The 11,464-nt window shown below is 71.7% G+C and carries 8 protein-coding genes and 1 riboswitch; all 8 genes read right to left on the bottom strand.

What is annotated here, in order from left to right; genetic code table 11:
- Nucleotides 1-2,751, bottom strand: a 2,751-nt coding sequence (gyrA, locus tag AC5020_RS16690) for a DNA gyrase subunit A (RefSeq protein WP_464989109.1), incomplete at its 3' end; no start/stop codon positions are given.
- A gap of 87 nt (nt 2,752-2,838) precedes the next feature.
- Entirely contained in the window at nt 2,839-4,953 is a 2,115-nt protein-coding gene (gene gyrB, locus AC5020_RS16685) for a DNA topoisomerase (ATP-hydrolyzing) subunit B (RefSeq protein WP_377792621.1), read from the bottom strand.
- A gap of 442 nt (nt 4,954-5,395) precedes the next feature.
- Entirely contained in the window at nt 5,396-5,887 is a 492-nt protein-coding gene (gene ribH, locus AC5020_RS16680; RefSeq protein WP_377017951.1) for a 6,7-dimethyl-8-ribityllumazine synthase, read from the bottom strand.
- The gene (ribB, locus tag AC5020_RS16675) at nt 5,884-7,215 is read right to left on the bottom strand and encodes a 3,4-dihydroxy-2-butanone-4-phosphate synthase (RefSeq protein ID WP_464989108.1); all 1,332 of its coding nucleotides are present in this window, start codon (nt 7,213-7,215) and stop codon (nt 5,884-5,886) included. Before ribB ends, ribH begins: the two co-directional genes overlap by 4 nt.
- Nucleotides 7,212-7,871: a riboflavin synthase gene (locus AC5020_RS16670; protein ID WP_464989107.1), complete on the bottom strand. Its 660-nt coding sequence runs from the start codon at nt 7,869-7,871 to the stop codon at nt 7,212-7,214. The genes ribB and AC5020_RS16670 overlap by 4 nt, the downstream gene beginning before the upstream one ends.
- Before the next feature lie 17 nt (nt 7,872-7,888).
- Nucleotides 7,889-8,947 carry a bifunctional diaminohydroxyphosphoribosylaminopyrimidine deaminase/5-amino-6-(5-phosphoribosylamino)uracil reductase RibD gene (gene ribD, locus AC5020_RS16665; protein WP_464989106.1) on the bottom strand — a complete coding sequence of 353 codons (1,059 nt, stop codon included), beginning with the start codon at nt 8,945-8,947 and terminating at the stop codon, nt 7,889-7,891.
- Between the two features lie 126 nt (nt 8,948-9,073).
- Nucleotides 9,074-9,203, bottom strand: a riboswitch (FMN riboswitch).
- Between the two features lie 66 nt (nt 9,204-9,269).
- Nucleotides 9,270-10,118, bottom strand: a complete 849-nt coding sequence (locus AC5020_RS16660; protein WP_464989105.1) for a DciA family protein — start codon at nt 10,116-10,118, stop codon at nt 9,270-9,272.
- The gene (gene recF, locus AC5020_RS16655; protein ID WP_377017941.1) at nt 10,115-11,374 is read right to left on the bottom strand and encodes a DNA replication/repair protein RecF; all 1,260 of its coding nucleotides are present in this window, start codon (nt 11,372-11,374) and stop codon (nt 10,115-10,117) included. Before recF ends, AC5020_RS16660 begins: the two co-directional genes overlap by 4 nt.
- Nucleotides 11,375-11,464: the final 90 nt, after the last annotated feature.

Raw genomic sequence — 11,464 nt, 5'->3', positions numbered from 1 at the left:
CTCCACAGCATCCCCGCCTTCTGCCGCCGCGCCCTCGTCGAGGTCCGGGGTCTCCGCGACCTCGGCCAGCTCCTCGTCCACCTCGGACTCGGGGCTGGCGGTGACCAGCAGGATCTGATCGCCCTTGTCGGGCTTGGCGAAGACGACGCCCATGGTGGTGCGGCCCTTGGCCGGCACCTCGGCGACGCGGGAGCGGACCACGCGGCCGCGCTCCATGACCACGAGCAGCTCGTCGGACTCCTCCACGGCGGCGGCGCCGACGAGGTGGCCCCGGTCGTCGGGCAGCTTGGCGACCCGGATGCCCAGACCGCCGCGGCCCTGGACGCGGTACTCGTCGATGCTGGTGCGCTTGGCGTAGCCGCCCTCGGTCACGGTGACCACGTACTGGCCGGGCCGGACGACGTCCATGGCCAGCAGCTGGTCGTCGTGACGGAACTTCATGCCGGTCACGCCGGAGGTGGCGCGGCCCATCGGGCGCAGCACGTCGTCACCGGCCGGGAACCGCACGGACTGCCCGTTGCGGGAGACCAGCAGCAGATGGTCCTCGCTGTCGACCGCGCGGGCGGCGATCAGCCGGTCCGGCTCGGGCCCGTCCGGGCCGTCGATGTCGCGGAGGTTGATGGCGATGATGCCGCCGGTGCGGTTGGAGTCGAACGCCGGCATCGGAGTCTTCTTGACCAGCCCCGAACGGGTGGCCAGCACCAGGTACTGGGCATCCTCGTAGGTATCGATCGTCAGGACCGAGGCGATCTTCTCGTCGGGCTGGAAGGCGAGCAGGTTCGCCACGTGCTGGCCCTTGGCGTCCCGCGGGGCCTCGGGCAGCTCGTAGCCCTTGGCGCGGTAGACCCGCCCCTGGTTGGTGAAGAACAGCAGCCAGCGGTGGGTGGTGGTGGTGAAGAAGTGCTCGACCACGTCGTCCGCGCGCAGCGAGGCCCCGCGCACTCCCTTGCCGCCGCGCTTCTGGGCGCGGTACTGGTCGGCGCGGGTGCGCTTGACGTAGCCGCCGCGGGTGATGGTGACGACCACGTCCTCCTCAGGGATCAGGTCCTCCATCGACATGTCGGTGTCGAACGGGAGGATCTGGGTGCGGCGGTCGTCGCCGTACTTGTCGACGATCTCGGACAGCTCCTCGGAGACGATGTCGCGCTGGCGCTGGGGGGAGGCCAGGATCGCGTTGTACTCCTCGATCAGGGCCTGCAGCCGGTCGTGCTCCTCGATGATCTTCTGGCGCTCCAGGGCGGCCAGGCGGCGCAGCTGCATCGCCAGGATCGCGTTGGTCTGGAGCTCGTCGATCTCCAGCAGCTCCATCAGCCCGGTGCGTGCCTCGTCGGCGTCCGGGGAGCGGCGGATCAGCGCGATGACCTCGTCCAGCGCGTCCAGGGCGCGGAGATAGCCGCGGTAGATGTGAATCTGCTCCTCGGCCTTGCGCAGCCGGTACTGCGTGCGGCGCACGATGACGTCGATCTGGTGCTTGGTCCACTCACGGACGAACGAGTCGATCGACAGGGTGCGGGGCACATTGCCGGCCAGGGCCAGCATGTTCGCGGAGAAGTTCTCCTGCAGCTGGGTGTGCTTGTAGAGGTTGTTCAGCACCACCTTGGCGACCGCGTCGCGCTTGAGGGTGATGACCAGGCGCTGGCCGGTGCGGCCCGAGGTCTCGTCGGTGATGTCGGCGATGCCCTGGATCTTGCCCAGCTTGACCATCTCGGCGATCTTGCGGGCGAGATTGTCGGGGTTGACCTGGTACGGCAGCTCGGTCACCACGAGGCACATGCGGCCATTGATCTCCTCGGTGGAGACCACGGCGCGCTGGGTGATGGAGCCGCGACCGGTGCGGTAGACGTCCTCGATGCCCTTGGTGCCGACGATCGTGGCGCCATTGGGGAAATCGGGCCCCTTGATGTGCTCGAGGCAGGCCTCGAGCAGTTCGGGCTTGGTGGCCTCGTAGTTCCTGAGGTACCACTGGACGGCCCCCGCGACCTCGCGCAGGTTGTGCGGGGGGATGTTGGTGGCCATGCCCACCGCGATCCCGGCAGAACCGTTGACCAGCAGGTTCGGGAAGCGGGCCGGGAGCACGACGGGCTCGTCGATGGTGTTGTCGTAGTTGCCCTGGGTATCGACCGTGTCCTGGTCGATGTCCCGCACCAGCTCCATCGCCAGGGGCGCCATCTTGCACTCGGTGTACCGGGGAGCGGCCGCACCGTCATCGCCCGCGGAGCCGAAGTTGCCCTGTCCCAGGATCAGCGGGTACCGCATCGCCCACGGCTGGACCAGGCGCACCATGGCGTCGTAGATCGCGCTGTCGCCGTGGGGGTGGTAGTTGCCCATCACGTCGCCGACGACCTTCGCGCACTTCGAGAAGGAGCGGTCGGGACGGTAGCCGCCGTCGTACATCGCGTAGACGATGCGGCGGTGGACGGGCTTGAGGCCGTCGCGCACGTCCGGCAGCGCGCGGGAGACGATCACGCTCATCGCGTAGTCGAGGTAGGAGTGCTGCATCTCCTGGTTCAGGTCGACCTGGGTGATGCGGTCGACCTCGTTCTCATCCAGCGGATCGACGAGGGTGACCGTGCGATCGGCCGCCTCGGACTGCGAGACCTCCTTGGCGCCCTCCGGGGTGGAGGGGCCGACGATGCCGCCGGGCAGCGAGGGCGCCTCGGGATCCGGGGTCGCCTCGTCGGCGGGCCCGGTGCCGGGGTCCTGGGGCGTGGTCTCGTCGGGGCTGTTGGGGTCCTGCGGAGTGTCACTCATGGCGTGGAAGGCCTTTCGGGTGGGGCCGAGGGTCGTGGGCGTTCCCGGGGGCGCTCGGGCCGGGCCGTGCGCGGCCCCGGGGAGCCCTCAGATGTCGAGGAAGCGGACGTCCTTGGCGTTCTCCTGGATGAAGCGGCGCCGGGACTCGACGTCGTCGCCCATCAGGACGGAGAAAATGGTGTCCACGTCGGCGGCCTCGTCGACGGTGACCTGCTTCAGGGTGCGCGAGTTGGTGTCCATGGTGGTGGTCTGGAGCTCCTTCCAGTCCATCTCGCCGAGGCCCTTGTACCGCTGGATGCCGTTGTCCTTGGGGATCCGGCGGCCGGCGGCGCGGCCGGCCTCGAGGCGCTCGTCGCGCTCGTCGTCGCTGAAGACGTACTCGTGCGGGGCGTTGGACCACTTCAGGCGGTACAGCGGCGGCATGGCGACGAACACGTGGCCGAGCTCGATCAGCGGGCGCATGTACCTAAACAGCAGCGTCAGCAGCAGGGTGACGATGTGCTGGCCGTCCACGTCGGCGTCGGCCATGAGGATGATCTTGTGGTACCGCAGCTTGGTGGCGTCGAAGTCCTCGCCGATGCCGGTGCCGAAGGCGGTGATCAGCGAGCGGACCTCCGCGTTGTCGAGCGCGCGGTCCAGCCGGGCCTTCTCCACGTTCAGGATCTTGCCGCGGATCGGCAGGATCGCCTGGTTGTAGGGCTCGCGGCCCGAGACCGCGGAGCCGCCGGCCGAGTCGCCCTCGACGATGAAGATCTCCGACTCCGCAGGATTGCGGGAGGCGCAGTCCTTGAGCTTGCCGGGCATGCCGCCGGACTCCAGCGGCGACTTGCGGCGGGTGGCGTCGCGGGCCTTGCGGGCCGCCTCGCGGGCGGCGGCGGCCGCCTGGCCCTTCATGACGATGGCCTTGGCCTCCTGCGGGTGGGAGACGAACCAGTCCTGGAGCTGGTCGGTCATCACCTTGACCATGAAGGTGCGGGCGATGGTGTTGCCCAGCTTGGTCTTGGTCTGGCCCTCGAACTGGGGCTCGCCCAGCTTCACCGAGATCACCGCGGTCAGGCCCTCGCGGATGTCCTCGCCGGTGAGGTTGGCGTCCTTCTCCTTGAGCAGGCCCTGTGCGCGCCCGTAGCGGTTCACGATCGAGGTCAGCGAGCTGCGGAAGCCCTCCTCGTGGGTGCCGCCCTCGTGGGTGTTGATCGTGTTGGCGTAGGTGTGCACGGACTCCGAGTAGGCACCCGTCCACTGCATGGCCACCTCGACGGAGATGTGCGCCTCGGTGTCCTCGGACTCGAAGGAGATGATGTCGGGGTGGATCACCTCGGCCTTCTTCGCCGTGTTGATGAACTCGACGAAGTCCTGCAGGCCGCGCTCGTAGAGGTAGGTGACCGAGTGCGGCCCGGTCTCCGTGCCGGCGCCCTCGGCCGCGAGCTCGACGTCGACGATGTCGTCCTCGCCGTCCTGATCGTCCTCGGAGGGACGCTCGTCGGTCAGCGTGATCCGCAGTCCCTTGTTCAGGAACGCCATCTGCTGGAACCGCTTGCGCAGGGTCTCGAAGTCGTAGACGGTCTCGTCGAAGATCTCGTCATCGGCCCAGAAGGTGATGGTGGTGCCGGTCTCCTCGGTCTCCTCGCCCTTGTCCAGCGGGCCCTCGGGGACGCCGCGCCGGTAGGCCTGGCGCCACACGTGGCCCTGGCGGCGGATCTCGACCTCCATGCGCGAGGACAGGGCGTTGACCACGGAGGAGCCCACGCCGTGCAGGCCGCCGGAGACCGCGTAGCCGCCGCCGCCGAACTTGCCGCCGGCGTGCAGCACGGTCAGCACCAGCTCCACCGCGGGCTTCCCCTCGGTGGGGTGCATGTCCACGGGGATGCCGCGGGCGTGGTCGACGACGCGGACGCCGCCGTCGGCCAGCAGCGTCACCTCGATGGCGTCGCCGTGGCCGGCCATCGCCTCGTCCACGGAGTTGTCGACGATCTCCTGGACCATGTGGTGCAGTCCGCGCTCACCGGTGGAGCCGATGTACATGCCCGGGCGCTTGCGGACCGCCTCGAGGCCCTCGAGGACGGTGATGTCCGAGGCCTCGTAGTGCTCGGGAGCGTGGGCGGCCCGTTCGCCGGCGGACCCGGGCACCGGGGCGGCGGCGGTCTCCTCGCTGGTTCCGGACGACGGGTCCGGGATGCTCTGGGGCGCGTCCTGGTCGGGCATGGGTCGGTCGCTGTCGCTCACCTGGTGTGGCTCCTCGCAGTCCTGGGTCCCTCGGCCCGGAGTGCGCCGAGGGGAGTTCGGCAGTGCGCCGCGGCCCATGGGTCCGGCTCAGCACACAGGCGGCCCACGGAGCTCCCGCGCGCGCACGCGCGTACGGGGACCCGTAGGCCACAGCGGCCGAGCCGACGGCATGAGTCCACGAGGACGTCGGAGGACGTCGGCCGAACCTGCTCGATTCTACCGGAAAACGCCGTCTGGACCTATTACGCCACTCCGTCGTGTGGACAACGTGACGCAGAATCGGTGCCACGCGTCGCGCGAAGGGCTCTGCAAGGCGCCGACGGACCGGCCGACGGGGACCGGTACGTCGCCCGGGGTCCGGGCGCGGCACAGGCGAATCTGAGGATCCGATGCGTCCGCGCCGGCCGGTCCCCGCGGCTGCTCAGCTCCTCCCGCCCGCGGCCGACGGGATCCGCCCGAGCACTCCGGCCGTGACCAGAGCCGCCGAGGCGGCCTCGTATCCCTTGTCCTCACCGGATCCGGGCAGACCCGCACGATCCAGCGCCTGCTGCTCATCATCGCAGGTCAGGAGGCCGAAGCCCACAGGGATCCCGTGGTCGAGGCTGACCCGGGAGAGTCCGTCGGTCGCCGCCCGGCAGACGTAGTCGAAGTGCGGGGTCCCGCCGCGGATGACGACGCCGAGGGCGACGACGACGTCGTGGGTGCGGGCCAGGCGGTCCGCGACCACGGCCAGCTCCATGCTGCCGGGGACGCGGAGCACGGCCGGATCGGGCAGCTGAGCCTCGGCGCAGGCGCGCAGGGCGCCGGCGATCAGACCGTCCATCACCTGGTCGTGCCAGGAGGCCGCGACGAGGGCGACGCGGGCGCCGGGCAGGTGGGGGATCTCCGCGGTGGGGCTTCCGGATCCGCTCATGGTCTCTCTCCGTTCGGTGCGGTGCCGGCCTCGCGGGGGAGGCCGGCGGAGGTGATCGGTGGCAGGCCGACGAGGTGATGGCCCAGCCGGTCGCGTTTGGTGGTCAGGTACGCGAGGTTCTCGGGGGTGGCGTGGGTGGTCAGGTCCACCGTGCCCGTGACCTCGATGCCTCCGGCGCGCAGCGCGTCGGCCTTCGCCGGGTTCTGGGTGAGCAGCTCGATCGCGCCGACGCCGAGGTGGTCGAGGATCTGCGGGACGATCGTGAAGGATCGGGAGTCGACCGGGAGGCCGAGATCGAGGTTGGCGTCGACGGTGTCGCGGCCGTGCTCCTGGAGCGCATAGGCGCGCAGCTTCTCCAGCAGCCCGATGCCGCGGCCCTCATGGCCGCGGAGCAGGATCAGCACCCCCCGACCGGCGGCATCGATGCGGGCGAGCGACTCCTCGAGCTGGGGACCGCAGTCGCAGCGCCGGCTGCCCAGGATGTCCCCGGTGACGCACTCGGAGTGGACCCGCGTCAGCACCGGCCCGGGCGTGGTGACCTCGCCGCGCACGAGGACCAGGTGCTCTGCCGAGCCCTCGCGGACGGCGAGCGCACGGAACCGGCCGTATCTCGTCGGCAGCTCGACCGGCGCCGTGACCTCCAGCGGCTCGTGCCTCACCTGCGGGACGGGCGCGGCCGGCAGCTCCGGAGACTCCGCGAACGCCGGAGCGTCGTGGGTCCGCCGGTGCTCGACGAGGGCCTCGATCGAGATCATGGCCAGGCCGTGCTCGTCGGCGAACGCGCGCAGGGCGGGCCCGCGCATCATGCTGCCGTCGTCGTGGACGAGTTCGACGATCATCCCGACGTCCGGCAGGCCCGCCAGGCGCGTGAGGTCCACCGCGGCCTCGGTGTGGCCGCGCCGTTCGAGCACGCCGCCGTCGCGGGCTCGCAGGGGGAAGACGTGTCCCGGTCGGATCAGATCGCCGGGGCCGGACCGCGGGGAGGCCAGCACCTGCAGGGTGCGGGCCCGGTCGGCGGCGCTGATGCCGGTGGTGACGCCCTCGTGGGCGTCGACGCTGACCGTGTACGCGGTGCGCAGCGGATCGGCGTTGGAGGCGACCATCAGCGGCAGCTCGAGGGCGTCGGCCCGGGCGGCGCTCACGGGCGCGCAGAGCAGACCGCTGGAGTACCGCACGGCGAAGGCCAGCAGCTCCGGGGTCGCGGCGCTCGCGGCGAGGATCAGGTCGCCCTCGTTCTCGCGGTCCTCGTCGTCGATCACGATCACCGGCCGGCCGGCCGCGATGTCGTCGATCGCGCGGGGTATCGGGTCCAGTCGCAGCGTGCTCATCGTCCGGTCTCCGCTCCGGCCAGTGCGCCGACCGTCAGCTTCTCGACGTACTTCGCGAGCACGTCGACCTCCAGGTTGACCCGGTCGCCCACGCGGCGCAGGCCGAGCGTGGTGCGCTCGAGGGTCTCGGGGATCAGCGCGATGGTGACCAGGCCGTCCTCGAGCGCGGCGACGGTGAGGCTCACCCCGTCCACGGTGAGCGAGCCCTTCTCCACGAGGTAGCGATCCAGGCCCGGGGTGCTCAGGCGCAGCAGCGTCCCGCCCTGGCCCTCCTCCCGGCCCAGAACCTCCCCGACCCGGTCGACATGGCCCTGGACGATGTGCCCGCCCAGGCGCCCGTCGGCGCGCAACGAGCGCTCGAGGTTCACGCGGTCGCCGGCGCTGAGACCCGCGAGGGTGGTGGCGGCGAGGGTGGTGGGGATGACGTCGGCGGTCCAGATCTCGCCGTCGATGTCCGCGACGGTCAGGCAGCAGCCGCTGACGGCGATCGAGTCGCCGAGGGCGACGTCCTCGAGGACGTGGGGCGAGCGGATCCGCAGCCGGACGGTGCCGTGGTCGGGCCCGGTCCCGTCGGGCCGGGGCTGGTCGGGATGGGACTGGTCGGGCGGGATGACGGCGTCGACCGTCCCCAGCTCCTCGATGAGGCCTGTGAACATGGTGGGTTCCCTTCGGGTCAGGGTCGGGTGGTGCGGGGGCGCAGGGTCAGCTGGAGGTCGGTGCGCCCGTCGGGTGAGGTCAGTGGCTCGGTGGTGACGAGGTCGAGGTCGAGGCGGTCGGCGATCGTGGTGATGCCGAGGTCACCGATCCCGGCGGGGCCGGCGCCGAGCAGGGTCGGGGCGAGGTGGACGATGAGTTCGTCGACCGTGCCGGCGGCGAGGAAGGCGGCGGTGAGAGTGGGCCCGCCCTCGAGCAGCACGTGGCGTTGCCCGCGCTCGAAAAGATCGGTGAGGGCGCTGGAGGGATCCCGGGTGCGCAGCGGGATCTCGGGGCCGGCTCCGTCCAGGGCCGGCAGCGGCGGGTGGTCGCTGGTGCCCATGACGGCCCGGTGCGGCTGCCGGGGCAGGAGCGTGCCGTCGCCCCGGCGGGCGGTGAGGGTCGGATGGTCCGCGCGCGCGGTGCCGGTACCGATCAGCACGGTGTCGCAGGTGGCGCGGAGGCGGTGGACCTCCTGCCGGGCGGTCTCGCCGGTGATCCAGCGGCTGCTGCCGTCGGCCGCGGCAGCCCTGCCGTCCAGGGTGAGGGCGATCTTCGCGGTGACCAGGGGGCGGCCGTGCCGCAAGCCGTGCTCCCAGCCGCGGTTCAGGGCGGCCGCCCGCGCCGCGAGATCCTCCGGGACCTCGTCCTCGACCTCGATCCCTGCGGCGCGCAGCGTCTCGATCCCGCCGGCGGCCACGGGGTTCGGATCCCGGCGGGCGATGACGACCCGGGCGATGCCGGCGGCGATCAGCGCGTCCGCGCACGGATCGGTGCGGCCGACGTGGGTGCAGGGCTCGAGCGTGACGACGGCCGTCGCCCCGGCCGGCGATCCCCTTCCCTCACGGCGAGCGCCGGCGAGGGCGTCGGCTTCGGCGTGGGCCGTGCCGGCCCCGCGGTGGTGGCCTTCGGCGAGGACCGTGCCGTCCGGGGTCAGCAGGACGCAGCCGACGCGGGGATTGGGGCCGAGGGGGACGCCAGGATCCGCCGCGATCTCCAAGGCGCGGCGCAGGGCGTCGCGCTCATGCGTGTTCAGCATGCTCTCTCCTCCGGTCCGCGTCGCTCGCGGTCCGGAGTGAGGGAGGGGTCACGGAGGCGGCGTCACTCCGGGGTGCCGCTGCCGGCGCACGGAGAGTGCGCGGCCAGGGCCGTCCGGAGGACGACGTCGCGTGCGCTTCCCATCCGGACTCTGACCGTCGGTCCAGGAGTTCCACCTGGTCAACCGAGGGCCGAAGGCCATCGGGTCGCGGACTGTCACCGCCGGCTCGGAATTTCACCGACCCCAGTGCACGCGAGCTTTCCAGCTCGTCGGAGCCCACGCTAGCAGTCGGTGGCCCGCCGTGGCGGGGCCGAGGCGCGTCTCACCCGTAGGTGTCGCGGGGTCCGCGCCAGGTGACAGTGCGCCGGCCCTTCTTCCAGCTGCGCTCGGCCGCGGCCGGGCCCGTGACCCGCAGCTCGGAGATCACGTGGGCGCCGATGTGCTCCTCGATGGTCGTGATCAGCTGGGGTGAGAGCATCCGCAGCTGGGATGCCCAGGCGGAGGAGGAGGCGCTGACCACGAGCACGCCGTCCTCGAAGCTGACGGGGCGGCAGTGGGTGCTGATCCGTTCGCCCACGATGTCGTCCCATTCCTCCAGCACGCGCCCGGCGCTCATCCCCGCGTTCCAGCCCAGGTTCCCCAGCACTTTGCGCAGCACGGTCTCGATGCTCTGGGGGTCCCGGGGGTCCGGCCGGGCGCCCGAGTAGCCGGGCGCGCTGCCGGATCGGTCGCGCACATCTCGTGCCTGGGTCTTCGCCGAGATGGGGAACAGGCCCCGGTCCCGCGCCGCGGCCCGCGAGCGGTTGACCGTGCGGCGGGCCAGTTCGAAGGGGTCGGCCACGGCGGCGAGGTCCGGGGGGTCGTACAGCTCCTCGGTCTCGTCCGCGCCCACCGTGCCGTCACCGTCGCCGGGACCACCAGGGGCGCCCGCCCCGAAGGCCGCGTCCGGGCCGGTGCTGCCCTCGCGGCGCGACCGGGCCGACCCGCTCGGGGCCGTCGCCCGTGAGCCGCGGCCCGATTCCTCCGGTGGAGCCGGCAGTGCCTGTCCGGCTGAGGGGCCGGGACGCGCGCCGTCGGTGCGACCGGTCCAGGTGGAGAGGTCGTAGGGATTGGCGAGGCGCGGCCGGGAGGGACCGTCGCTGCCTGGGTCGCCGCCGGGACGCGGGGTCATGGCCGGCTCCCGTCCTCGCGGGGCACGGCCGCTCCCAGGCTGACGTCGACGACGTGGATCTCGCCGTCCAGGGACGCGGGGATGTCACTGTCGTTCGCGGTGGTGATCAGCACCTGCGACGCGTGGGTGACGATCCGCCCCAAGCGGTCGCGGCGGCGGGTGTCGAGCTCGCTGAAGACGTCGTCGAGGATGAGGATCGGTTCACCGTCCCCGAGGTCGCCCTCCTCGAGCCGCAGCAGATCGTAGGAGGCCAGTCGCAGGGCGAGGGCCAGGGACCAGGACTCGCCGTGGCTGGCATAGCCCTTGGCGGGGAAGTCGTGCAGCCGGATCTCGAGGTCGTCGCGATGCGGCCCGCTGAGCGTGACGCCGCGGTCGATCTCCTCGTCGTGGCGGCGGGCGAGCAGATCCAGCAGCACGTCGTGGATCTCGCGGGTGCTGGGCAGCTGTCCCGGCGCGGCCCCGAGCTCGTCCAGTGCGGTGGAGCGGTAGGCCACGTCGGCCGGGGAATCGACGTCCCCACGCTGGTCGGGCGGGAGGTCGAGGGCCTCTTCGGCGCCTTCGTCCGTGGCGACCCGCAGGTAGGAGTAGCCCAGGTGGGGGCGGAGGCGGTTGACCAGGTGGAGCCGGGCGCGCAGCAGATCCGCGCCGAGGCGGGCGAGCTGCTGGTCCCACACCTCGAGGGTGGAGGCGGCCGTCTCGGATGGGTCCAGGCCGCCGACGGGATTGGCGCTGCTGCCGCGGCGCAGGGAACGCATCTGCTTGAGCAGGTTGCTGCGCTGCTTGAGCACACGGTCGTAGTCGGCCTTGACCGAGGCGTAGCGGGGGGCGATGACGAACAGCAGCTCGTCCAGGAAGCGTCGCCGGCCCTCGGGATCGGCCTTGACCAGGCCCAGGTCCTCGGGCGCGAAGAGCACGGCCCGCACCTCGCCGAGCAGGTCGCGCAGGCGGGAGACGTTCTGGCCCTGCAGCCGGGCGCGGTTCGCCCTGCCCGGGGTGATCTCGAGGTCGACCTGCAGCGGGCGACCGGCACGCTGGAAGGTGGCGCGGATGATCGCGGTCGATTCCCCGCGGCGCACCAGTGCCGCGTCGTGCGGCACGCGGTGGCTGGAGAGGGTCGCCAGGTACCACACGGCTTCGACGATGTTCGTCTTGCCCTGGCCGTTCTGGCCGACCATCACCGTGATGCCCGGATGCACCGGCAGGGTGAGCCGCGGGTAGGAGCGGTAGTCCGTGAGGTCGAGAGCGGTCAGCTGCACGGAGAGACCACTCCCGCCCTCAGATCCGCATCGGCATGATCAGGTACTTGTACGAGGTGTCGGGAGTCCCTTCGAGGGAGTCCTGACCGC

Source organism: Brachybacterium sp. SYSU DS0246, from assembly GCF_059391765.1.
The sequence above is the reverse complement of the archived record's forward strand: the minus strand, read 5'-3'. Positions and strand labels throughout refer to the sequence as shown.

Bases quoted from the DNA above. Each gene is read 5' to 3' on its own strand.
- ribB (WP_464989108.1), bottom strand. From the start codon at position 7,215: ATGAGCACGCTGCGACTGGACCCGATACCCCGCGCGATCGACGACATC.
- ribD (WP_464989106.1), bottom strand. From the start codon at position 8,947: ATGCTGAACACGCATGAGCGCGACGCCCTGCGCCGCGCCTTGGAGATC.
- gyrB (WP_377792621.1), bottom strand. From the start codon at position 4,953: ATGCCCGACCAGGACGCGCCCCAGAGCATCCCGGACCCGTCGTCCGGA.
- AC5020_RS16670 (WP_464989107.1), bottom strand. From the start codon at position 7,871: ATGTTCACAGGCCTCATCGAGGAGCTGGGGACGGTCGACGCCGTCATC.
- ribH (WP_377017951.1), bottom strand. From the start codon at position 5,887: ATGAGCGGATCCGGAAGCCCCACCGCGGAGATCCCCCACCTGCCCGGC.
- AC5020_RS16660 (WP_464989105.1), bottom strand. From the start codon at position 10,118: ATGACCCCGCGTCCCGGCGGCGACCCAGGCAGCGACGGTCCCTCCCGG.